Below are 22335 nucleotides of genomic sequence, written 5' to 3'. Positions count from 1 at the left end.
CCCCAACCGGGGATCGACCAAGCGACGAAGGAGCGCGCGGAGATCTCCACGCGGCCGCAAGCGGCCTTGGTCGATCACCGGCGGAACGAAAAAGCCCGCAGCGTGTGCTGCGGGCTTCTTCTTGTGTCTCGAGGTGGCGTTATTCGTTGCCGCGCATGATGGCAATGACGCGGATGAATTCCACGTAGAGCCAGATCAGCGTGACCGTGAGGCCGAAGGCTGCGGTCCAGGAGTACTTGCGGGGAGCACCGTTCTTCACGCCCTCGCTGATTGAGGTGAAGTCGATGACCAGGGAGAACGCTGCAAGGCCGATGGCGAAGACGCCAATCACCAAGCCGAATGGAATGTCCGTGCCGGGAATGGACGCGCCGCGGAGCCCCCAGGGATCGTTGGTGACACCGAAGAGCATCAAGCCAAGGTTGACCAGGCTGAACAGCGCATAACCGATCATCGCGATCATGAAGATCTTCATGGCCTTGGGAGTTGCGCGCACCTTGCCGCTCTTGAAGAGCACAAGCGTCACGGCGAAGACCGACACTGTGCCAAGCAGTGCCTGCAGGGCAATGTTGGGGTATATCGCCTCCAGGAACATGGTCAGTCCACCGAGGAACATACCCTCCAAGGCAGAGTAGGCCAAGATGAGCGCCGGTACAGGCTCACGCTTGAAGGCGTTGACCAGGCCAAGCACAAAGCCGCCGATCAAACCCACAATCATCAGCGGCAGGGCGAACTGCGGGAACAGGAACGCGGGGATGGCCGCACCCAGCAGCACAACACCGATGGACAGGATGGTCTTGACGATGACGTCGTCAAAAGTCATGCGCCCGGTGTCTGCCGGGCCCGCAGCGGGCTGGTTGTAGAGGTGCTCCAGCTGCTGCTGGTTCATGGCCGATTGACCGGCCAAAGCTGTTGAACCGTACGCTGCCGGATTGTTGCCGCGGGCAGCGGTACGGAAGTTCTTACCGTTGAATACCGGGTTACCGCCGAGTGCCATGTGATGTAGTCCTCCGTCTGGGGGCTGAACAGTGCTTCAACCCTATCAATATCAACGGTTTTCGCTGCATTTTGTTCCACCGGCGCGAAAGTGCCGCCCGCAGCGGGAACGGTAGACTTCCTACCGTGTCACACCCCACATCATCCCCGGCTGCCAAGTCCGATCCGCTGCCGCTCAAAATGCTCCATGACCGGCTGCTCGTAGTTCTCGATAAGGACAGCAGCGAGCGAAGGTCCTCCTCCGGGATTGTCATCCCCGCCACCGCAGTCATGGGCAAGCGACTGGCCTGGGCAGACGTCGCGGCAGCGGGCCCGAGCGTCCGTCAGCTCTCCCGCGGCGACCGCATTCTGTTCGACCCCGAGGATAAATCGGAGGTTGATGTGAACGGCACCGATTACATTCTGCTGCGCGAACGCGACGTCCACGCGGTGGCCCAGCCGGACAAGGACGACGCTGGAACAGGGTTGTACCTCTAGTCCCCCATCAGTTGTTATCCAATCGCTATCTGCCCGCCCTGTTTTGGACATCAGCGGCAACCAGCCACGGGTAACATTTACTCCACACTGAGTGACATCGATCACAGGCCGTTACACCTGCCGGAAAGCCGGCAGGACTGCCACCACAAGTGGAGGTTCCTATCTTGACAACCCAGCCGACGCCTGTGTGGCTTCGCGGGCTGCTGATCATTGCGGCCGGCCTCATGGCCGCGCTGTTTATCAGCGTCCCGGCCGCACAGGCGTCCCCCGCAAATTCCCCGGCAGGTGCTCCAACGCTTGGAGTAACCGCCAGCGTTCAGGCCGAAGAGTTCCAGAACCGGATCAGCGGTGTCCTGCGTAACGCGGACGGACCATTGCCCGATGTACGCATCACAGCAACCGGAAACGGTTTTGAGGGCGAAGCAACCTCCTCCGAGACTGGTGCCTGGTCCATCGGCGTACCCGAGCAGGGTGATTACGAGGTGGAACTGGATGTCTCCACGCTGCCGGACGGAGCCGAACTTGCCGAAGGGCAGCAAAACCCGCGGACCGTGACGTTTGCCGGAACCACCAACGCCACCACGCTGTTCCTGTTTGGCGAGGGCATTGTGCTGGAGACCACGAGCTTCTGGAGCGTCCTGGCTGACCGCACCGTAGCCGGTCTCAGCTTTGGATTGCTGCTGGCACTCAGTGCGGTGGGATTGTCGCTGATCTTTGGAACCACCGGCCTCACCAACTTCGCGCACGGCGAGATGGTGACTGCCGGCGCCGTCTTTGCCTTTGGGTTCGCAGCCCTTGGCCTGCCTGCACCGGCGGCAATTGTGCTGGCCGTCGTCGGCGGTGGCCTGCTGGGTTATGTTCAGGACGCCGCCCTCTGGAAACCATTACGACGGCGGGGCTCCGGTCTGGTCCCCATGATGATCGTCAGTATTGGCCTGGCTTTGGCCCTGCGGTACATCATCCAGTTCAACTTTGGCGGCGCCACCCAGCAGCTGCCCGGCGCACAGGGCAATGTTCTTGACTTTGGTCCGGTCTCAATCACTCAGAACAACCTGACCTCACTGATCACCTCACTGGCGGTCATTCTGCTCATCGCGTTCCTGCTCCTGCGCACCCGTTTTGGCAAGGCCACCCGTGCGGTGGCCGACAATCCCGCCCTCGCGGCGGCGTCGGGCATTGACGTGGACCGGGTCATCCGGATCGTCTGGGTGGTTGGCGGCGCCCTGGCCGCGCTTGGAGGCATTCTCTGGGCGTACTACCGGCCAGGTGTGTCGTTCAACATGGGCCAGCAAATCCTGCTGCTGATCTTCGCCGGCGTTGTGCTTGGCGGACTGGGCACCGTGTTCGGTGCCCTGCTTGGCTCACTCATCGTTGGCCTCTTCGTCGAAATCTCCACCATCTGGCTGGAAGCGGACCTGAAGTACGTCGGCGCACTCTTGATCATGATTCTTGTCCTCCTGTTCCGGCCGCAGGGTATCCTCGGCCGCCGAGAGCGCATAGGTTAGGGACCCACCATGGATATCGCAAACATTCTGTCGCTCGCCTTCGGCGAGATCATCAGCCCAACAACTGCCGCTTACGCGTTGGCCGCTCTGGGACTTGCCGTGCACTTCGGCTACTCGGGGCTGCTCAACTTTGGCCAGGCCGGTTTCATGGCCGTGGGCGCCTACGGCTTCGCCATCCCCACCCTGCAGTTCAACGCCCCGCTGCCTGTGGCTGTGCTCATCGCACTCACCAGTTCGGTGATCTTCGCCATCGTGCTCGGTATTCCAACGCTGCGGCTCCGCGCGGACTACCTCGCCATCGTGACCATCGCCGCGGCTGAAATCATCCGCTACATTGTCACCACCAACGGGCTCACCCAAGTAACCGGTTCCGCCAACGGTCTTGCCGGCGGCTTCGAGAACGGATTCGTTGGACTCAATCCGTTCCCGGACGGAACCTACAATGTAGGCCCGGTCAGCATGAACCAGGACGGGTTCTGGATCCGGGTTGTCGGCTGGACCATCGTCATCCTCGCCTGCCTCACCGTGTGGCTCCTGATGCGCAGCCCGTGGGGTCGGGTGCTGAAGGGTATCCGCGAAGATGAGAACGCGGTCAGGGCCCTGGGCAAGAACGTCTACGCCTACAAGATGCAGGCCCTCATCATCGGCGGGCTTCTCGGTACGGTTGCGGGAATGATCTTTACCCTCCCCCGCGGCGCGGTGCAGCCCGCCAATTACTCGACCGAGCTGACGTTCTTCCTCTATACCTGCCTCCTGCTTGGCGGCATGGCTACGGTGCTGGGTCCGGTGATCGGGGCAATGATTTTCTGGGTGGTCCTTTCACTGACCCAGGGCCTGCTGTTCGGTGCCATTGAAATCGGCGCCATCACTTTCCTCACCAACGTCCAGGCTGGCCAACTGCGCTACATCCTCGTTGGAGTGGCGCTGATGCTGCTGATGATCTTCAGGCCACAGGGCGTATTCGGCAACAAGAAGGAGTTGGCGTTCGCATGAGTGAGCAGACCAACGGCGGCACAGAAGCACCGCCCACCGGACAGGCGACGGCATCGCCGCAGGAACCAATAGACCACATGACGGACACCCGCCCCATCGCGGCGGAGAGTCCCGGTCCGGGCTGCCGCAAGCGGGATCCGATCATGACGGCGAAGAATGTGACACGAAGCTTCGGCGGCGTCAATGCCGTGGACGTGGAGTATCTGGAGGTGCCGCGCAACAAGATCACAGCACTGATCGGGCCCAACGGTGCCGGGAAGACCACACTGTTCAACCTGCTCACCGGATTCGACAACCCACAGACCGGCGACTGGACGTTCAACGGCAAGGACCTCGCAGGTGTTCCGCCGTACAAGGTGGCACGGCTGGGAATGGTCCGGACCTTCCAACTCACCAAAGTCATGGGCAAGCTGACTGTGATGGAAAACATGCGACTCGGCGCCACCGGCCAGCCCGGCGAAAGCCTGCTGCGCGCGCTTTTCAAGGGCCTTTGGGGCAAACGAGAAAAGGAAATCACGGCTCAGGCGGACGTGCTGCTGGAGAAGTTCAAGCTGGACACCAAGTCGAAAGACTACGCCGCGTCGCTTTCGGGCGGCCAGCGCAAACTGCTGGAAATGGCGCGCGCACTTATGGTCAAGCCCACCCTGGTGATGCTCGACGAGCCCATGGCGGGAGTGAACCCAGCACTTACCCAATCGCTGCTCGACCACGTCAGGAGCCTCAAGGCCGAAGGCATGACGGTCCTCTTCGTGGAGCATGACATGCACATGGTGCGGCACATCGCCGACTGGGTGGTGGTCATGGCCGAGGGACGCGTGGTCGCGGAGGGAACACCGGAAGTAGTCATGAAGGACCCGGCTGTCATCGACGCCTACCTCGGCGCCCACCACGACGTGGATCTGGGCGATTCGCACGGCGTGGAGATGCTTGAAGTGGAACTTGCCCAGGACGAGGACTCCGTGGTTGGCACCGAGGACGCAGGCATCATCGGCCAAGAGCGTGACTACGATCGCAAAACCGATACCGATCCCACCAAGGAGAACCGGTCATGAACGCTTCAGTTGACAAGTCAGTGGTGAAGGTCACCGATCTGGTGGCCGGCTACCTGCCCGGGGTTCACATCCTCAACGGCTGCAGCATTGAAGCGCGGACCGGTGAGCTCATTGGAATCATTGGGCCCAACGGCGCCGGGAAGTCGACGCTGCTTAAAGCAATGTTTGGGCTGGTGAAAATCCACTCCGGCACAGTTGTTGTCCGCGATCAGGACATCACCGGCCTGAAGGCCAACAAACTGGTCAGCCAGGGTGTGGGCTTTGTCCCCCAGAACAACAATGTGTTTGCTTCCCTGACCATTGAGGAAAACCTCGAAATGGGCATGTTTCAACGGCCCAAGGACTTCAAGGAACGCTTCGAATTTGTTGCGAGCCTCTTTCCCGAACTGGCAAAGAGGCGCGCCCAACGTGCGGGGTCGTTATCCGGTGGCGAGCGGCAGATGGTCGCGATGGGACGCGCCCTCATGATGGAACCGGCGGTGCTGCTCCTCGACGAGCCATCCGCAGGGCTCTCGCCGGTCAAGCAGGACGAGACCTTCCTCCGGGTCCACGAGATCAACAAGGCCGGCGTATCGGTGATTATGGTCGAGCAGAACGCCCGCCGCTGCCTGCAGATCTGCGACCGCGCCTATGTGCTGGACCAGGGCAAGGATGCCTATACAGGCACCGGACGTGAACTGATGAAGGATCCCAAGGTGATCCAGCTTTACCTGGGGACGCTGGCCGACACGGCCTGAAACACCGGCGGTCGACCAAGAGAGCGCCAGCGAACGCGCGGAGACCCAGGTGAGGCAGGCACCAGGGTCTCCACGCACGCCCCAGACTGCGCTTATTCGACGACCGGCCATCCGCCTTCGAGGGCGTTTGGTCGACCACCAGCCGCTGAAAGGCCCCTTCCGGAAGTCCGGAAGGGGCCTTTCAGTCAGTGCGAGTGAGTGTTACTACTGTGTTGCTAGAGCGAACCCTGCTCCGAACGGCTCGGCTGGGGAACGTTCTCCGCGTCGAACTCGTAGATGCCGATAAAGGCCTCTGTCGGATCGCCGTTCTCATCGAAAGTGATGGGCCCGGAAATGCCTTGGTAGTCGATATCCTCGCCGCCGCGCTGCAGAGTGATGCAGCCGGCAAAGTCGAAGCATTCGGTACCTTCCTTGGAGGCTGCCTCCAGTTCCGCCGCGATCGCTGCCCCGTCGGTGCTGCCCGCTGCATCGGCCGCGAGCGCAATGAGGTTTACTGCGTCGTAGCTTTCACCGGCGTAGTTCCAGACGTTGAGGCTGTCATCGATCTCCGCGAGTGCCGACTTGAACTCGTCACCAGCGAAGGAACCGGGCTGGGTGCCCTGCGCGCCTTCGAGGGTGCCCGGATCCAGATCCTCGCTGTAGTCGGCCGTGTTGCCGTCAACAAAGAACATGGAACCCGGTTCAACTCCCTGACCGGTCATCAGCGGGATGATGCTGTTTGCCTGGTCGAAGCTGATGACCACATAGGCGTCAGGATCCGCTGCTACAAGGGCGTCAACCTGCGAACTGAACTGCGAGTCGCCCTCGTTGAACATCTCCTCGGCGACGACTTGGCCGCCAGCGCCCTCAACAGCTTCCTTAACGCTGGCCTGCAGACCGGTACCGTAAGCGTCGTTCAGAACAATCATGCCCACGGTCTGGGCGCCACAGGACATGATGTAGTTGCCCAGCACCCGGCCCTGGAGCACGTCCGATGGGGCCGTGCGCCAGTACAGGCCGTCGTCGTCGGCGGTGGTGAAGTCAGGCGAGGTGTTGGCCGGGGACATCTGGATTACGCCCGCACCGGTGATCTGCTGGATCACCGTCTGGGAAACGCCCGAGGACGCCGCTCCGATGATCGCGCTAACGTCCTGTGACAGCAGATCAGTCACGGACTGGGTGGCAATGTCGGTGGTGGTGTCGCCCGAATCACGGTGCACAATCTCGATGTCCTGACCCAGGACACCTCCAGCCTCATTGACTTCCTGCACAGCCAGGTTCACACCGGCAATTTCAGGAGGCCCAAGAAATGCAAGGGCACCGGTAGTGGGAAGGATGGAACCCAGGACAAGCGGAGTCTCCGTAGTTGTCTCTGCCTCCGGCACTCCGGCCGGATCGCCCTTCTCGCCTTGTGGAGGCGCTTCGCCGCCCTGGCTCTCCGGGCAGGTCAGTCCGGACGCGGCGGGAGGTGCGGAGGTTCCGCCATCCCCTTCGTCTTCAGGCGTGGGGGATCCGCCGCAAGCAGACGCAAAGAGAGCGATACCCAGGCTGAGGGCCGCGATCTTTGCGGCGCGCGGGGCATTCTCCCCAATGCCAAACCGCACGGAGTTACGTGTTGCTGTCATGAAATTAATCTCCTCGATCGAAAGGCAGTGGTATGCCTCTGATGCGATAATCCAGGTGTTCCTGGTATGTAGAAAAGCTAGTGCAAAAATGTGCCGAAGATAAGCGAATCTGGTTACATCCTTGTAACGCTCATCACAGGGTGGTATTTAGGGGACCCAGGCTGTGCCCGGGCGGGGGATGAGATGCTGTGCCCCAGGTGGGACTCGAACCCACACTGTGAAGATTTTAAGTCTCCTGCCTCTGCCATTGGGCTACTGGGGCGTGGACGCTGAGCACCCCGGGCGGTCAGCATCCCAACAAGGATACGCGACCTTCGGGCCCGGTCAGAGGCCCTCGAAAGGACCGGCGTAACGGAACCGTCCGACGGGGAGGCGACGGCCATCGATTCCTCCACCAGCAACCGTCCAATGCCTGTCCCCTGGTATTGCGGTGACACCCCGATCGGCCCAAGACCCAGGGATGGCGTTGACCCTATCCACCCCCGGGTGGTGATCACATAACCGCACACGGCGCCGTCGTCGTTCACTGCCACCAGTGACAGCGGCGGAATGTACTCCCGGCACCCGAACAGCTCCTCCAGCAACGCGTCCTCCACAGGGCGCTCCGGGGAACGCCGGAAGGTCTCCTCTATCACGGCGATGGCAGCAGGACGGTCGGCTGGAGTTTCCGGTCAAATCATCCCACCAAAAACTATAGATGCCGGTTAACGCGCGACGGCGGCCGTCACCCGCCCTTCAAAGGCACTGTGACTGCCGCCGTCGTCTGCTGCTGGCTGGTTTGACTACGCTTTCGCGCTGCTGCCCTCAGGCTGCTTGGGCTCGCTGTATGCGTCCCTGTTGCCCGAACCCGAGGCTGAACTGTCCGAAACCGGAGCCTTCTGCTTCTTGGGCGGAGGCGTTGCCGCTTCGCGGAACTGCCTCCGCGGAGTCTGCAGGTCCATCAGGTGGGTGGTGTCGCGGCGGAACAGGAAGCTAAGGATCCAGTTGATGACAACCCGGAACTTCCGCTCGAACATGGGCATGGCCATGCCATGGTAGCCGCGGTGGGCAAGCCAGGCGGGAAAGCCTTTCATGCCGAACCCCATGATGTTGGCAACACCCTTGTACTGGCCGAAACCGGCAACTGCGCCGAGGTTCTTGTGCTTGTACTGCTTGACGTGGCCCACGCCGTAACGCTCGGCATAGATGTTCTTCGCCAACCGCTTGGCCTGCCTCACGGCGTGCTGCGCGTTGGGCACACAGAAGCCGCCCACGCCGCCTCCGGACAGGTCGGGAACCGCCGACACATCGCCTGCAGTCCATGCGCCTTCCAACGGGCCATCGTCGCCCGTGATGCGCAGCTCTGCGTTGGCACGCACCCGGCCACGGTCGTCGATCGGGAAGTCCGAGCCGCGCACCATCGGGTTGGCCTGCACACCGGCCGTCCAGATGAGGGTGTCCGTCTCAAACTCATCAGATGGGGACTTGTCCGCCATGTTGATCAGTTCCAGCCGGCCATCCACGGCGCGGGAAAGGGAGGTGTTCAGCTTGACCTGCACGCCGCGGGCGCGAAGGTGCTCAACCACCCATTCCGCCTGGCTCTCGGTGACCTCGGGCATGATGCGGCCCATTGCCTCGATCAGGACAAAGCGGATGTCGGAGCGCTCCAGCCGGTCATTCTTCTTGACCGCCGCGCGCGCAAGGTCTTCAATCTCAGCGATTGCCTCAATACCGGCAAACCCGCCACCAACGACGACGAACGTCAGTGCGCGGTCCCGCTCAGGCCCCGGGGCCATCAGCGAGCCGGTCTCGATGCGCTCCAGCAACTGGTTGCGAAGGGCCACAGCCTCTTCAATGGTTTTGAGGCCAATACCTTCATCCCGCAGCCCCTCGATGGGGAAAGTGCGGGTGATGGCACCGGCAGCCACAACAACGTCGCGGTAGGTCAGCTCGAAGGGCTCTCCTCCATCCGCAGGTTCCACGGTGGCAGCCCGCCGCTGGTGGTCGATGGCGGTCACCTTGCCGGTGATGAGCTCGGTCTCCGTCAGGTGCATGCGGTGGGACACTACGGCGTGGCGCGCCTCAATGTTCCCTCCGGCCACCTCGGGCAGGAACGGCTGGTAGGTCATATAGGGCAGCGGGTCGACGAGGGTGACGATACCCCCGTGCGCCTTGACCTTCTTCTGCAGCTTGTGCGCTACGTAAAGCCCAACGTAGCCGCCGCCAACAACGAGGATGCGGGGACGATCAGAATATTGTGGGAATTGTGCCATGAACCAAGCGTACCGAACTTTGTGAAAATCTTCACTAACTATGACTCAGGCCGGTTGGCGGGGTCCGGCGGCTGCTCTTCGGTCGTCACGGATTCTCCCGTCTCAGGGGCACCGCCGGCCTCGGCCCCCCGTACCCTCACCACCTGATAGGTGCCGGCGGCAAGGATGAACAGGATCAATCCCGCAAATCCAAACACAATCGCCGCGGGCAGTCCGCTTGAGACGGCTGCACGCTCCTCGGCCACAGGAATCGTGGGCTCGGGAATGTCGGGCAGGGCTTCTGTGGGTTCGCTGGGGGCAGGCTCCTCGGGCGGTTCGGGCGCACCCCTGCGGTAGGTCTCGATGTATTCCGCCATGCTCACCACGCCTCCTGCGCCCAGAAGCGGTTCGGTGGGAACGTCAAGCTCGGCGTTCACTGCCGCTTCGGCGTCCAGGATCCCGTAACCGTAGATGGTGTCCTGACCAGGCTCTCCGGCATCCCGCGCGGTCAGGATGATGCGATTGATCACCTGCGGCGCAGTCAACTCGGGATACTTGGAGCGGATCAGCGCAGCCACCCCGGACACAAGCGGTGCTGCTCCGGAGGTCCCCGACCATTGACTTGCGTAGAAACCGCCCGGCAGCGCGCCCACAAGATTCTCCGCGGGCGCTGCAACGCCAATGCTGATGCCCTCGGAAGATGATTCCCGGCTCGCTTCCCCCTCGCGGTTCAGACCGCCAACGGCAAGAATTCCAGGCATGGTGGCGGGCGCTCCGACCTGCGCCGAACCTCCGGCGCGGTTTCCGGCCGCCGCTACGATCACCACATCCCGCTGCTCCGCGTAGAGGAACGCGTCATCCCAGCTTTCCGGCCAGGTTGGAGAGGTGCTGCCCAGCGACATATTGATGACTGTTGCCCCGTTGTCCACTGCCCACCGCACGGCGTTGGGAATCTGGTCGTCAATGCTCACTCCCGTGGGATTTGCTCCGCTGGTCTCACCGCTGATCCACACCGATACGGCTAGCAACTCTGCTTCCGGCGCCACCCCGATCACGCCATCGGGCCCCGCACCATAGGTTGGCTCCGGACTTTCCGACGGCGACGGACTGTCCGAAGCGCTCGGCGATGCGGACGGGCTGGCAGAACCGGACGGCGATGCTGACGGGGTTGGCTCCGGTTCAGGCTCGTGGCCGCGGCCAGCGAGCAGGCTGGCAACAAGCGTGCCGTGCTCCGGCACCTCGCCGATACCCTGCTGACCGTTCGGCGAGCCTGCTCCCGACGCGTCGGTTCCCCCCACCACAACACCTTCAAGGTCCGGGTGTGTGCCGTCCACCCCGCTGTCGATCACAGCGACTTTCACGCCCGCTCCCCGGGTGGACTCCCATGCCTCGGTGATGCCGTAGCCCTCCAGCCAGTACTCCTTGTCGCGGAGTTCATCCGCATGCGCCGGCGACGCGGTGAGCGCGGCTGCCGCAAGGGCGGCACAGGCCACCAGCGCCGCGGCACTCGAAACTCCGGGCATGGTGGGACGTGGTGTCAAGGTGTTACTTTCGCTGAGCCGGCTGCACTGAGTGCAATTCCATCAAGAATATCGTGTTCGCTGGCGATGGCTTCGCCCACTCGTCCCTGTCCGGCCTCAGCCACGCGGGTCACGATGGTCCGCCAGATCAACGCTCCCGCACCGATAACATCCACCCGTCCAGGGTGCATGTACGGAAGCCGCGCGCGTTCCGCCCGCGAAAGCTGCAACAGTGACGTTGCCGCGTCCCGCACCTGGTCCACCGGCAGGCTTGCGCCGTGGATCCGGTTGGCCTGGTACTCCGGCAGCGCCAGCGCGTGGGCCGTGATGGTGGTGATGCTGCCCGCAACCCCAATGAGCCGGGTCGCCGCGTCGAGGGGAACGGAAGCCGCGGCCTGGTCGATCATTTTCCGGATTTCCGCTTCTGCTTCCAGGGTTTCGGCCTCCGTGGGTGGGTCGCTGAGCAGGAAGCGCTCAGTGAATCGGACGCAGCCCATGTCCGTGCTGTGCGCCGCGATCACGCCCTCCGCATTCCCAGCGACAAACTCGGTGCTGCCGCCGCCAAGGTCCACTACCAGCACGGTTTCGTTGGCTCCGGAGGGCAGCACACTCGCCGCTCCTGCGAACGAAAGGACCGCCTCCTCGTCCCCGCTGACCACCTCCGGGTCGATGCCAAGCCTGGCGCGGATACCCTCCACAAATTCGGCGCGGTTGCTGGCGTCCCGCGTGGCCGAGGTTGCAACGAAACGGATTCGCTCCGCGCCGTGCTCGCGGATCAGTGCGGCGTAGTCCTCAGTGGCAGCGAAAGTCCGGTCAAGGGCTGCCGGGGACAGACGTCCGGTGGCATCCACGCCCTCGCCGAGCCTCACCACGCGCATGAGGCGGACAATGTCCGTCAGCCCGCCGTCGTCGTCTATGTCCGCAATCAGAAGGCGGATCGAGTTGGTGCCGCAATCAATGGCTGCAGTGCGCATCTGTTCCTCCTGTGCCCGCGGATCTGCGCTCCGCACGCTTCCGGTCAAGGTCCTCGGGAGCGAGGCCCTGGGTTTTGGTGTGCCTGCTGAGGTCCCGCTCCGGCACAGGGGCATCAGTGCTCCACGCCCCGTCACACCGGCACTGTTCCGGTGTCCACCACTCTGCGATGGCGTCGAGCGCCTCATCACCGAGCGGATTCACTCCGCGGCCCGCCGCAAGCGAATGGCCAACGAGTACGTGCAGGCATTTGACCCGCGTGGGCATTCCACCAGCTGATACTCCGTCGATCTCCGGCACGGGACCAATCCCGCTGCGTTCCCCGATCGCGGACCGAGCCGCCAAGTACGCACCGTGGGCCTGCCGGTAACGCTCCGCCAGCCGCGGATCTTCGTGAAGCCGGGTGCTCATTTCCGACATCACACCCGCCGCTTCCAACCGGGAGACCGCTGCCGTGATCACCGGATGCGTGAGGTAGTACGTGGTGGGAAAAGGGATGCCGTTGCCCAGCCGCGGGGCGGTGGTGGCGACCAGTGGATTGCCGCACACACAGCGCGCGCCGATTTCGACGACGTCGCGCACCGGCCGGCCCAACTGCCGGCTCAGGGTCTCCAGGTCCTGCTCGTCCAGAGTGAGCGGATTGTGCTCCGTCACGGGGTTTTCCTTTCCATTGCGGGTGTTGCCGGGTCTCCGCGCAGCCGCAAGCGGCTTTGGTCGACCACCGGCGTGGCTGACGCGGCTTTGGTCGACCACCGGCGTGGCTGACGCGGCTTTGGCCGACCACCGGCGTGGCTGACCCCGCCCGGTCGCCACCGGTGATCGACCGAGGCGCTCCAGCGCCGCGTGGAGATCCGGTGCCGTGGGCGCTTAGGTCTCCGCCGCCTAGCTGTCCGTTGCTGCCCGCTCCACGGAGTTCCACAGCGCGTCTACCCAAGGAAGATCCTGCGGCGCATTGGACGAGCCCGCAACATCAGAGGAAGCAATTCCTTCGCCTCCTTTCACGAGATACCTCTTCTCTCCGGGCATTACCAAGAATAGGCGATCACGCGCCTGTTGCTTGATGAAGGACGGGTCCTCCCACCGTTGGATCTGGGTTTCCAGGTCAGTCTGCTGCAGTTCCTGCTGAGCAATGCTGTCCCGCAGAGCATCCAGTTCACCCTGCTGCAGAAGATAGATGCGGACCGATGGCGCAAGCAGGACCGTCATGGTGATGAGCACGACGGCGAGAGCCAGCAAACGGCCCGAGAACGACTTGGCGGGAATCGGCTGTGCATCCTCCGCCGGCACAATGGCGCGTCCGGCATCCCTTCGAAACGGTGCCTTTGCTCTGCGGATTGCCCCGGCCAGCTGCAGGCGCTCGGCCGCACGCGCCTCCGAAGGTGTGGTCTTCGCGGCTGCCTGAACGCGGGGTTTTGCCTGGGTTTGAGGAGCAGCTTTGGCGGGCGCTTTCGCGGGCCCTTTCACTGGAACCTTGACCGGATTCTTCGCTGGCGATTTTGCGCCGGGGGCATGCGCCGAAGCGCCCTGGGATCCAGGGCGCTTCGGGGGAACTGCAACGCTCCGATGTCCGGTTACGGCAGGTTTGGCCGCACGTGGGACATTGGGGCGACGGGTGGACATCAGACTCCTCGAAAAGTGGTGGAACGGACCGAAGGTACTTTGTGGCCCTGCTTAACGAGGGTAACGCCCAACCCTGTGGAATCAGGCGGTGAAACGCGGGAAGGCGCTACGCCCGGCGTAGCGCGCGGCATCGTCGAGCTCCTCCTCGATGCGCAGAAGCTGGTTGTACTTGGCAACACGCTCCGAACGAGCAGGGGCGCCTGTCTTGATCTGACCGGCGTTGGTGGCAACGCAGATGTCCGCAATGGTGGTGTCCTCTGTTTCACCGGAGCGGTGCGAGGTGATGGTGGTGTAACCGGCGCGCTGGGCCATGGAGATGGCGTCCAGCGTTTCCGTCAAGGTACCGATCTGGTTGACCTTCACCAGCAGCGAGTTGGCGGTGTCTGCCTTGATACCGCGCTCCAGACGCACCGGGTTGGTGACGAAAAGGTCATCGCCGACCAGCTGCACCTTATTGCCGAGCAGCTCGGTCATTGTCTTCCAGCCTGCCCAGTCCTCCTCGTCCAGCGGGTCCTCAATGGACACCAACGGGTAGTCGCGGACCAATTCCTCGTAGTACGCGATCATCGCCGCGGAGTCGACGGGTTTGCCCTCGAAATGGTAGGCGCCGTCCTTGTAGAATTCCGACGCCGCAACGTCCAGGGCGAAAGCAATATCGGTTCCCGGCTTGTAGCCGGCCCGCTCAATTGCTGTGGTGATCAGATCCAAGGCGTCGCGGTTGGAGGGCAGGTTGGGCGCAAAGCCGCCTTCGTCGCCGAGCCCCGTGGCGAGACCCTTCTCCTTCAGCACCTTCTTCAGTTCGTGGTAGACCTCAACGCCCCAGCGAAGCCCTTCCGAAAAGGACTCGGCGCCGAGCGGAACAATCATGAATTCCTGGATATCGACGTCGGAATCCGCGTGGGATCCACCGTTCAGGATGTTCATCAACGGCACAGGAAGCACGTGTGCGTTGGGACCGCCCAGGTAGCGGTACAGCGGGAGGGCGGAAGACTCGGCGGCCGCGCGGGCAATGGCCAGCGAAACGCCGAGCATCGCATTGGCGCCAAGGTTGGACTTGTTCTCCGTGCCGTCCAGGTCGATCATGGCCTGGTCGATGGCACGCTGGTCGCCGGCGTCGAACCCCAGCAGCGCTGGCTGGATCTGCTCGATAACCGCCTCCACTGCCTGCAATACACCCTTGCCCAGGTAGCGGTCCTTTTCTCCGTCGCGGCGTTCGTTGGCTTCAAACGCGCCGGTGGAGGCGCCGGATGGGACAGCGGCCCTGCCAAAAGTGTCATCGTCGAGGAGGACCTCGACCTCAATCGTGGGATTGCCGCGGGAGTCAAGAATCTCACGTGCATGGATGGCATCAATGATTGCCATGGATAGGCTCCTGTTCATTGGAACGATGTGGTTGGAAATCTGCACTGACGGCGGTGTCAGGAACAGCCTAGTAGAAACACACGGTCAGTCACTGTCCGTGACATTCCCTGAATTGTTGGCACCGGCGTCGTGCTCCTGCTGAAACCGGCGCACGGTCCGGCGCAGGGCATGCTCCGGGTCCAGGTTATGACAGCGTGCGCGCCGCACCAGGTCCAGGAGCTCCTGCCCCAGTTCCTCCTCCGTCACCTGGTCCACGGCTCCGGCCTGCGGTGTTCCGCCGTAGGACCCGCGTTCCGCCCGTGAAAGACTCTTCGATGCGAGCGCCAGAGCAGGAAGCTGTTGTGGCACCCCGGCAAACGCTGAGATCCGCGCCGGGTTTTCCGCCTGCTTCACACGATGCCAGGTGCTGACGATCTGGTCCACGCTCGCCGGAAAGCTGTCCTGGAGCGTGCCGTCGGGTCTGAAGACGTGCGGATTCCGCCGCACCATTTTCCGGGTAAGTCCCTCGACAACGTCCGTCATGGCGAAGCTGCCCTGTTCCTGCTGAAGCTGCGCATGAAGCACAACCTGCAGCAGGACATCCCCGAGTTCCCCGCGCAGCTCCCCAGCGGGCGCATGCGTCTCGATTGCCTCGACCAGCTCGTAGCATTCCTCCACCAGGTACTCCACCAGGGAGTCGTGGGTCAGCTCCGCCATCCAGGGACAGTGCCGGCGAAGCAGCCCGACAACCTCGACCAACCGGTCCAGGAATGGTCCAGCGGGCCGGCCGGTCATGCTCCGGCGTTGGTGAAGCCTTCGACAATGTACTCGGCAAGCGCGGAGCGGTCCTCCAAGGGCAGGAATGCGGCATCCACGGCGTTGAGCGTCAGCTCTAGCAGGTCATCCAGGTTGTAATCGAAGGTTTCAACGAGGAGCTCGAGTTCATCCGTCAGGGATACGCCGCTCATCAGGCGGTTATCCGTGTTCACCGTGACGTTGAAGCCCAGTTGGTACAGCAGGTCGATGGGGTGGCTGGCGATGTCGGCGCCAAAGGCTGCTACCGCGCCGGTCTGCAGGTTGGAGGACGGACAGACTTCCAACGTGATACCCCTGTCCCGGACCCACCCGGCCACGTTTCCCAGTGTCACCATGCCCGCGGTGTCTGCGGCGTCGTCGTCGTACTCAACCTCAATGTCCTCAGCGATGCGCACACCATGGCCAAGCCGCAGCGCACGGCCGTGCACCAGGGCATCCACGATGCTGTCCAGACCTGCGGCCTCGCCGGCGTGGACCGTGGCCGGGAACTGGTGCTCAGCGAGGTAGGTGAATGCATCCTTGAACCGGGACGGCAGGAAGCCGTCCTCCGCTCCGGCGATGTCGAAGCCAACTGCGCCCCGGTCACGGTGACGCACGGCCAGCTCAGCGATCTCCTGGCCGCGGTCCGCATGCCGCATTGCGGTAATCAGCTGACCCACCTGAATCGCGCGGCCGCCTGCGACCACGGCGTCCACTCCGGCGTCCAGACCTTCCTGCACCGCCTCAACGGTTTCATCCAGGGTCAGGCCGCCGGCAAGGTGCTGCTCGGGTGCCCAGCGAACTTCGCCGTACACCACACCGTCATCCGCGAGGTCCTCAACAAATTCGCGGGCAACGCGGGCAAGCCCTTCGCGGGTCTGCATGACGGCAATCGTGTGGTCAAAGGTTTCCAGGTAGCGAACCAGGGAACCGGAGTTAGCGGATTCCCGGAACCACTCCCCCAGGGCCACGGGATCCGTCGAGGGGAGCTGGTGACCCACCGCCTCAGCGAGCTCGATGATGGTCGCCGACCGCAATCCACCGTCGAGGTGGTCGTGCAGCGAAACCTTGGGGAGGCTACGGAGGTCGAAGGTCAGGTCAGTGGCAAGGCCGGTCACAGGATTAGCTAAGGATTCAGTCACATGCTCCAGCCTACTTGCTCAAGCCGCCGGGCCGGGTTTGGGAATCTCCACCGGAACGTCAGAGGTCGCATCGACGGGGACGTGGTTGACGCTGTCCAGCCCCAGCAGCGAACTTCGCAGCGGTTGGGGCCTGGGATGCACGGGCGTATTGCCACGGACCAGGGTGATGATGCGGTCCACCACAATGCCGATCAGCACCGCGATGCCAATGGCCACCATGACGCCCAGCAGATGATGGTCCTCAAACCACGCGCCCGCCAGCGCCCCGATGCCCACGGAGTAACTGCCCCACGCAACTGCGGAGAGCGCCGTCAGCGCCACGAATCGCTTGCGCGAGTATTCTGTTGCGCCCGCCGTGAGGTTGACGGCCACGCGGCCAAACGGAATGAACCTCGCGACCAGGATGAGGGACGCGGCACGCTTCTCCAGCTCGTATCCAGCCCACTCAAAGGATTTCTGCGCCCGTGGCCGGCGCATCCAGCGAAACCGCTGAGTACCTATCCCCTTGCCGATCGCGTACGCAATGTTGTCCCCGGCGAACGCCCCCAGTGCAGCAACCAAAATCAGCAGCCACAGGTTCGGGACGCCCTGCGTGATGACCAGCGAAGCGAGCCCCACCACCACCGATTCGCTCGGAAACGGGGGAAAGAACCCGTCCACCGTGCAGCACACAAAGACCAGCAGGTAAACCCAGGGTTGCTCGGCAGTGCTCAGGATAAAGTCACTCATACCGCTTACGACGGTGTTGAAGACTTCCACTGCGCTCCTTGGGGTAGCTGTGTCAGGCGATGGCTCCACCGGTTGGCGGGCGTTGACCTAATTAACGATGCCAGCATCCATAGGGCGCCGCCATGGGGTAAAACCCTGAGACGCCCCCGGAAATGCCCGGTTCCAACCTATTTTCAAGGTTAGGCTGGTGGCGCCGGCGTCCGCGTCCCCCGATCGGCTGATCTCTGCGCCGGGGCCTCTCCCCCCGTGGGATGACCCCTGAACCTGCATCGACTCTCCCCAAATGGACGTTCTCAGGGCATTTTCGGCTCTGAGAACGTCAGTATGGGGAGAGTCGATGCCTATGGGGTTAGGAGATACGGTCGATGATCAGCTGCTGCGCCGGCCGCGAGCCGGGAGGAGCGATGACGACGGCGTTCTCCAGGGCTTCCCTGGCGCGCTCAAACTTCTCTGGGGTGTCCGTCAGGAGCGTCATCAGCGGCTCGCCGGTCCGCACCACGGCGCCGGGCTTGGCGTGCAGCCGCACACCTGCCCCGGCCTGGACTGCGTCTTCCTTGCGCGCACGTCCCGCGCCGAGGCGCCAGGCCGCCACTCCCACAGCCAAAGCGTCAAGCTCGACAACCACGCCGTCGGCCGGTGCGTAGACCGTCTCGGACTCTTTCGCTGTGGGAAGGACCGCCCGTGGATCGCCTCCCTGGGCTTCGATCATGCGGTTCCAGACGTCCATCGCCCGGCCGTCCCTGAGCGCCGCGGCCGGATCTGCGTCATGGACGCCTGCACACTCCAGCATTTCCTGTGCCAGGCGGATCGTCAGCTCCACTACGTCCGCCGGCCCGCCGCCGGCGAGCACCTCCACGGACTCCTCGACCTCGATGGCGTTACCGGCCGTCAGTCCCAGCGGCGTGGACATGTTGGTCAGCAGCGCCACCGTGTTGACCCCGGCATCCTTACCGAGCGCCACCATGGTCTCAGCGAGCTCGCGCGCCTGGTCCTCGTTCTTCATGAACGCACCGCTGCCCACCTTGACGTCCAGGACCAGCGAACCGGTGCCTTCGGCGATCTTCTTGCTCATGATTGAAGAGGCGATCAACGGTATCGCCTCAACAGTGCCCGTCACGTCCCGCAGGGCGTAGAGCTTTTTGTCCGCCGGTGCCAGGCCGGTTCCCGCGGCGCAGATCACGGCACCGACGTCGGCGAGCTGGCGCATCATCTCATCATTGGACAGGTGTGCCCGCCAGCCCGGAATGGATTCGAGCTTATCCAGTGTTCCCCCGGTGTGGCCCAGCCCGCGGCCGGACAGCTGCGGCACGGCGACACCGAACACAGCCACCAGTGGGGCAAGAGGAAGGGTAATCTTGTCCCCCACTCCCCCGGTGGAATGCTTGTCACTGGTCGCTTTGCCAAGTGCGGAAAAGTCCATTCGTTCGCCGCTGGCAATCATCGCGGCAGTCCAGCGGGCTATTTCTGCACGATCCATGCCGTTAAGCAGGATTGCCATGTTCAGAGCGGACATCTGTTCGTCCGCGATCGCTCCGCGGGTGTAGGCGTCGATGGTCCAGTCGATCTGCTCCGGGGTCAGTGTGCCCCTGTCGCGTTTGATGCGGATAATGTCGACGGCGTCAAAAAGTTCAGTCATGTTTGTTTCCTTCGGTTCTTCCAACACAGCTGCCCACCGAGTCGGCCTGCTCAGTGGGCATGTCCAGTTATGCCCACCGAGTCGGCCTACTCACTGGGCAGAATTGTCGGTGAGGTGTTCGGGCCCAAACGCATCGGGCAGCACCTCTTCCATGGTCTTGATTCCGCTGACCGTGAGCAGGAGCATCCCCGGGGCGCGGAACTCGTACAGGAGCTGACGGCAGCGTCCGCAGGGCATCAGGGTGTTACCCGCACCGTCCACGCAACTGAACGCCACGAGTTTCCCACCACCGGTCATCTGCAACTGGCTGACCAGCGAGCACTCGGCACAGAGGGTCAGACCGTAGGAGGCGTTCTCCACATTGCAGCCGGAGACAATCCGGCCGTCCTCGGTCAGAGCTGCCGCACCGACGGGGAAGTTCGAGTAGGGAACATAGGCCCGTCCCATAGCCTCAGTTGCTGCCCTGGTGAGTTCCTCCCACGGAAGATCCCGCGCGGAATCCTGCGCCGCCGTCGTCATGTCCTACTCCTTCACGTACGGCACGCCGCTTGCGGCCGGCGGCCGGGCACGCCCCACCAGGCCGGCGACGGCAAGGATTGTCACAATGTAGGGCAGCATGGCGAGGAACTGGCTGGGTACGTCGGTTCCGATGATGGAGAGCACAAAACGCAGGTTGGTGGCAAAGCCGAACAGCAGTGCGGCAAAGAATGCGCCGATGGGATTCCACCGGCCAAAGATGAGCGCCGCCAAGGCAATGTAACCCTGCCCGGCAGTCATGTCCCGGGTGAAGGTGCTGACCGAAACGAGGGTGAAGAACGCCCCGCCGAAGCCCGCAACGGCACCGCCCAGCAACACGTTCCAGAAGCGGGTTGCGTTGACCTTGATGCCCATGGTGTCCGCTGCCTGTGGGTGCTCGCCAACGGCCCTCATCCGCAGTCCCCAGCGGGTGCGGTACAGGCCAATCCAGATGACGATCACCGCAACGTACATCAGGTAGCCGACAATGCTCTGCTTGAACAGGATGGGGCCAATGACGGGGATGTCGGCAAGCAGCGGGATGCTGATGTCCGGCAGGCCCGGGGGCGAGTTGAACGTCGCTGAATCGCGGCTGAGCAGCGTTGAGGCAAGGAAGCCTGTGAGACCGGAGACCAGCACGTTCAGCACAACGCCCACAATGATCTGATTCACGAGGTACTTAATGCTGAAAACCGCAAGGATGGTGGAGACGAGCATTCCCGCGAACGCGGCAGCGAACAGTCCCACGTACGCATTGCCGGACACCGAAGCGGCCACGGCCGCAGCAAACGCGCCGGAAAGCAACTGCCCTTCGATGGCGATATTCACAACGCCTACCCGCTCGCACAGCACTCCCGACAGGGAACCGAAAATCAGCGGTATGGCCAGTGTGACCGACCCGGCTATCAGTCCCGCGAGGGAGATGGAGGGACGCTCGGCGATTCCCACAACCCAGGTAAGGAACCCCACCACAAACAGGACTGCGTAGGCAATGCCGTACCAGCGGTTCAGGGACTCCCCTTTGCGGACCTGCAGGAACGAATACGCGGCGATGGCGGCGAGCGCCACTGCCACCACCCAGCCCACCACGTCCGCCGGGAGGGCGATGTCGGCAAGGCGGAAACGGTCGGAGTCGTCCGAGACCCGGAAGACGGCTGTGGTTGCCGGTCCGCCGATGGCAAACACCAGGATGGCCATCAAGGCACCAATCCCAAATCCGATGGGTGCCTTCCAGTTTTTGGAGGTGCCTGACGGCCTGACGTCAGTCACTGTTGCTGCCATGCTCATGCCGCACCTCCGGCTGCCTCGGCCTTGCGCCCCTTATTATCCCTGCGGGGCGTCTTGGCCTTCTTTTTCTGGTCGATGCGGAAAATCGCCTTCACCAGGGGCGGCGCCGCGATGAACAGCACAATCAGCGACTGGACCACAAGCACAATGTCGATGGGCGTTCCCGTCACGGTCTGCATTTGTACACCTCCGGCACGGAAGGCGCCGAAGAGCACCCCGGCGAAGAACACGCCCCAGGGATGCGACCGGCCGAGCAGCGCCACAGTGATCGCGTCAAACCCGAAGCTCGCCGCGATGCCACCGGTCAGCACCCTCTCCGTTCCGGCGACCTGTGCCACGCCTGCCAGACCGGCCAGGCCTCCAGCCAGGACCATGACGACGACGTATCCCTTGGTCACGCTGATTCCCGCGGTCCGGGAGGCAAACGGATTGGCCCCCACGGCACGCAACTCGAATCCAACGGTTGAACGGTTCAGGATCCACCACACCCCGTAGGTGGCGGCGATGGCAACAAGGAAGCCGAGGTGCAGGCGGAACTGCGGACCCAGGATCTGCGGTAGCAGCGCCGAGTCATCGAGCCGCGGGCTGATCGGGTTCGAGGATCCCGGATTCTGGAACGCCGGGGTACTCAGCAGATATCCCACCAGGTAGATGGCAATGTAGTTCATCATGATGGTCACAATGACCTCATGGGCTCCGGTGCGGGCTTTAAGGATGCCGGGAACAAACCCCCAGAGCGCGCCGCCGATGAAACCTGCAAGAACCACCAGCAGCAGGTGCAGGCCGAAGGGCAGGTGCCAGGTGAATCCCACCCAGCCGGCAAAGGTGGCGCCGAGGATGATCTGGCCCTGGGCGCCGATGTTGAACAGCCCGGCCCGGAAGGCGATCGCCACGCCAAGTCCCGCGAGGATCAGGGGTGTGGCGACAGTGAGCGTTTCGGTCAGCGGGCGGAACATGAGGGCCAGCGAGTCGGCCCGCGGATTAAACACGGCACCCTGGAACAATGCGATGTAGGCGCCGCTTGCGGCCTCCCAGGCGGCCACCAGCATATCGGTGGGCCGGCTGAAGAAGTACGACGCCGTCTCCGATACCCGCTCATCGGTGAGCGCAATGAGGATGCCGCCCAGGATGATGGACAGCACGACGGCGAGGATCGCCACCAGTGAGCTTCCGCCGAGAATCTGC

The 22335-nt window shown here is 63.2% G+C and carries 20 protein-coding genes and 1 tRNA gene; 5 read left to right on the top strand and 16 right to left on the bottom strand.

From position 1 onward, the window contains the following. Nucleotides 1–139: 139 nt before the first annotated feature. Nucleotides 140–994: a Bax inhibitor-1/YccA family protein gene (locus tag Y708_RS0118395; protein ID WP_028281065.1), complete on the bottom strand. Its 855-nt coding sequence runs from the start codon at nt 992–994 to the stop codon at nt 140–142. A gap of 179 nt (nt 995–1173) precedes the next feature. Between Y708_RS0118395 and Y708_RS0118390 the strand changes: the two genes are divergently transcribed. The 5 genes from Y708_RS0118390 (at nt 1174) to Y708_RS0118370 (ending at nt 5757) form a co-directional block, all read left to right on the top strand. Further along, complete coding sequence (locus tag Y708_RS0118390; RefSeq protein WP_081747003.1) at nt 1174–1470, top strand: GroES family chaperonin; 297 nt, start codon at nt 1174–1176, stop codon at nt 1468–1470. A 224-nt stretch (nt 1471–1694) separates the two neighbouring features. Beyond that, nucleotides 1695–2975: a branched-chain amino acid ABC transporter permease gene (locus Y708_RS0118385; RefSeq protein WP_035776805.1), complete on the top strand. Its 1281-nt coding sequence runs from the start codon at nt 1695–1697 to the stop codon at nt 2973–2975. A gap of 9 nt (nt 2976–2984) precedes the next feature. Continuing rightward, a complete protein-coding gene (locus Y708_RS0118380) occupies nt 2985–3968 on the top strand; it encodes a branched-chain amino acid ABC transporter permease (protein WP_028281062.1) in 984 nt (327 codons plus the stop codon). A gap of 77 nt (nt 3969–4045) precedes the next feature. Continuing rightward, entirely contained in the window at nt 4046–5020 is a 975-nt protein-coding gene (locus tag Y708_RS0118375; RefSeq protein ID WP_051479168.1) for an ABC transporter ATP-binding protein, read from the top strand. Then, the gene (locus Y708_RS0118370) at nt 5017–5757 is read left to right on the top strand and encodes an ABC transporter ATP-binding protein (RefSeq protein ID WP_028281060.1); all 741 of its coding nucleotides are present in this window, start codon (nt 5017–5019) and stop codon (nt 5755–5757) included. The genes Y708_RS0118375 and Y708_RS0118370 overlap by 4 nt, the downstream gene beginning before the upstream one ends. 215 nt (nt 5758–5972) lie before the next feature. On the opposite strand, the gene Y708_RS0118365 is transcribed toward Y708_RS0118370, so the two are convergent. The 15 genes from Y708_RS0118365 to Y708_RS0118295 form a co-directional block, all read right to left on the bottom strand. Beyond that, nucleotides 5973–7361, bottom strand: coding sequence for an ABC transporter substrate-binding protein (locus Y708_RS0118365; protein WP_051479159.1), 1389 nt, complete (start codon nt 7359–7361; stop codon nt 5973–5975). Nucleotides 7362–7550: 189 nt separating this feature from the next. Next, a tRNA-Leu gene (locus Y708_RS0118360) sits at nt 7551–7623 on the bottom strand. A gap of 520 nt (nt 7624–8143) precedes the next feature. Next, the gene (locus Y708_RS0118355) at nt 8144–9613 is read right to left on the bottom strand and encodes an NAD(P)/FAD-dependent oxidoreductase (protein WP_028281058.1); all 1470 of its coding nucleotides are present in this window, start codon (nt 9611–9613) and stop codon (nt 8144–8146) included. Between the two features lie 38 nt (nt 9614–9651). Beyond that, the gene (locus Y708_RS26200; RefSeq protein ID WP_035776775.1) at nt 9652–11115 is read right to left on the bottom strand and encodes a S8 family serine peptidase; all 1464 of its coding nucleotides are present in this window, start codon (nt 11113–11115) and stop codon (nt 9652–9654) included. A 14-nt stretch (nt 11116–11129) separates the two neighbouring features. Next, nucleotides 11130–12086, bottom strand: coding sequence for a Ppx/GppA phosphatase family protein (locus Y708_RS0118345; protein ID WP_028281057.1), 957 nt, complete (start codon nt 12084–12086; stop codon nt 11130–11132). Further along, a complete protein-coding gene (locus tag Y708_RS0118340; RefSeq protein ID WP_028281056.1) occupies nt 12067–12738 on the bottom strand; it encodes a DUF501 domain-containing protein in 672 nt (223 codons plus the stop codon). Before Y708_RS0118340 ends, Y708_RS0118345 begins: the two co-directional genes overlap by 20 nt. Before the next feature lie 228 nt (nt 12739–12966). After that, nucleotides 12967–13548 carry an FtsB family cell division protein gene (locus Y708_RS27720; RefSeq protein ID WP_253905877.1) on the bottom strand — a complete coding sequence of 194 codons (582 nt, stop codon included), beginning with the start codon at nt 13546–13548 and terminating at the stop codon, nt 12967–12969. Between the two features lie 237 nt (nt 13549–13785). Further along, nucleotides 13786–15066: a phosphopyruvate hydratase gene (eno, locus tag Y708_RS0118330; RefSeq protein WP_028281054.1), complete on the bottom strand. Its 1281-nt coding sequence runs from the start codon at nt 15064–15066 to the stop codon at nt 13786–13788. A gap of 84 nt (nt 15067–15150) precedes the next feature. After that, complete coding sequence (locus Y708_RS26195) at nt 15151–15840, bottom strand: MazG nucleotide pyrophosphohydrolase domain-containing protein (RefSeq protein ID WP_051479158.1); 690 nt, start codon at nt 15838–15840, stop codon at nt 15151–15153. Continuing rightward, complete coding sequence (locus Y708_RS0118320) at nt 15837–16982, bottom strand: adenosine deaminase (RefSeq protein WP_253905876.1); 1146 nt, start codon at nt 16980–16982, stop codon at nt 15837–15839. The genes Y708_RS26195 and Y708_RS0118320 overlap by 4 nt, the downstream gene beginning before the upstream one ends. Before the next feature lie 18 nt (nt 16983–17000). After that, complete coding sequence (locus tag Y708_RS26190; RefSeq protein ID WP_081746997.1) at nt 17001–17711, bottom strand: DedA family protein; 711 nt, start codon at nt 17709–17711, stop codon at nt 17001–17003. Nucleotides 17712–18060: 349 nt separating this feature from the next. After that, the gene (locus tag Y708_RS0118310) at nt 18061–19347 is read right to left on the bottom strand and encodes a thymidine phosphorylase (RefSeq protein WP_028281052.1); all 1287 of its coding nucleotides are present in this window, start codon (nt 19345–19347) and stop codon (nt 18061–18063) included. A 90-nt stretch (nt 19348–19437) separates the two neighbouring features. Beyond that, nucleotides 19438–19866 carry a cytidine deaminase gene (locus Y708_RS0118305; RefSeq protein WP_028281051.1) on the bottom strand — a complete coding sequence of 143 codons (429 nt, stop codon included), beginning with the start codon at nt 19864–19866 and terminating at the stop codon, nt 19438–19440. A 3-nt stretch (nt 19867–19869) separates the two neighbouring features. Beyond that, on the bottom strand, nt 19870–21150 hold the full coding sequence (locus tag Y708_RS0118300; protein ID WP_155853929.1) for an ABC transporter permease: 1281 nt from the start codon (nt 21148–21150) through the stop codon (nt 19870–19872). Next, nucleotides 21147–22331, bottom strand: coding sequence for an ABC transporter permease (locus tag Y708_RS0118295; RefSeq protein WP_028281049.1), 1185 nt, complete (start codon nt 22329–22331; stop codon nt 21147–21149). The genes Y708_RS0118300 and Y708_RS0118295 overlap by 4 nt, the downstream gene beginning before the upstream one ends. Nucleotides 22332–22335 lie beyond the last annotated feature (4 nt).

Source organism: Arthrobacter sp. H5, assembly GCF_000520595.1.
Taxonomy (GTDB): domain Bacteria; phylum Actinomycetota; class Actinomycetes; order Actinomycetales; family Micrococcaceae; genus Arthrobacter_D.
Note: the sequence above shows the minus strand (reverse complement) of the source record. Positions and strands in the feature narration are given on the sequence as shown.

What these genes read in the sequence shown, in the direction of transcription:
- Y708_RS0118395 (WP_028281065.1), bottom strand. Translation starts at nt 994, where the DNA reads ATGGCACTCGGCGGTAACCCGGTATTCAACGGTAAGAACTTCCGTACC.
- Y708_RS0118390 (WP_081747003.1), top strand. Translation starts at nt 1,174, where the DNA reads ATGCTCCATGACCGGCTGCTCGTAGTTCTCGATAAGGACAGCAGCGAG.
- Y708_RS0118385 (WP_035776805.1), top strand. Translation starts at nt 1,695, where the DNA reads ATGGCCGCGCTGTTTATCAGCGTCCCGGCCGCACAGGCGTCCCCCGCA.
- Y708_RS0118380 (WP_028281062.1), top strand. Translation starts at nt 2,985, where the DNA reads ATGGATATCGCAAACATTCTGTCGCTCGCCTTCGGCGAGATCATCAGC.
- Y708_RS0118375 (WP_051479168.1), top strand. Translation starts at nt 4,046, where the DNA reads ATGACGGACACCCGCCCCATCGCGGCGGAGAGTCCCGGTCCGGGCTGC.
- Y708_RS0118370 (WP_028281060.1), top strand. Translation starts at nt 5,017, where the DNA reads ATGAACGCTTCAGTTGACAAGTCAGTGGTGAAGGTCACCGATCTGGTG.
- Y708_RS0118365 (WP_051479159.1), bottom strand. Translation starts at nt 7,361, where the DNA reads ATGACAGCAACACGTAACTCCGTGCGGTTTGGCATTGGGGAGAATGCC.
- Y708_RS0118355 (WP_028281058.1), bottom strand. Translation starts at nt 9,613, where the DNA reads ATGGCACAATTCCCACAATATTCTGATCGTCCCCGCATCCTCGTTGTT.
- Y708_RS26200 (WP_035776775.1), bottom strand. Translation starts at nt 11,115, where the DNA reads ATGCCCGGAGTTTCGAGTGCCGCGGCGCTGGTGGCCTGTGCCGCCCTT.
- Y708_RS0118345 (WP_028281057.1), bottom strand. Translation starts at nt 12,086, where the DNA reads ATGCGCACTGCAGCCATTGATTGCGGCACCAACTCGATCCGCCTTCTG.
- eno (WP_028281054.1), bottom strand. Translation starts at nt 15,066, where the DNA reads ATGGCAATCATTGATGCCATCCATGCACGTGAGATTCTTGACTCCCGC.
- Y708_RS26195 (WP_051479158.1), bottom strand. Translation starts at nt 15,840, where the DNA reads ATGACCGGCCGGCCCGCTGGACCATTCCTGGACCGGTTGGTCGAGGTT.
- Y708_RS26190 (WP_081746997.1), bottom strand. Translation starts at nt 17,711, where the DNA reads ATGAGTGACTTTATCCTGAGCACTGCCGAGCAACCCTGGGTTTACCTG.
- Y708_RS0118310 (WP_028281052.1), bottom strand. Translation starts at nt 19,347, where the DNA reads ATGACTGAACTTTTTGACGCCGTCGACATTATCCGCATCAAACGCGAC.
- Y708_RS0118305 (WP_028281051.1), bottom strand. Translation starts at nt 19,866, where the DNA reads ATGACGACGGCGGCGCAGGATTCCGCGCGGGATCTTCCGTGGGAGGAA.
- Y708_RS0118300 (WP_155853929.1), bottom strand. Translation starts at nt 21,150, where the DNA reads ATGAGCATGGCAGCAACAGTGACTGACGTCAGGCCGTCAGGCACCTCC.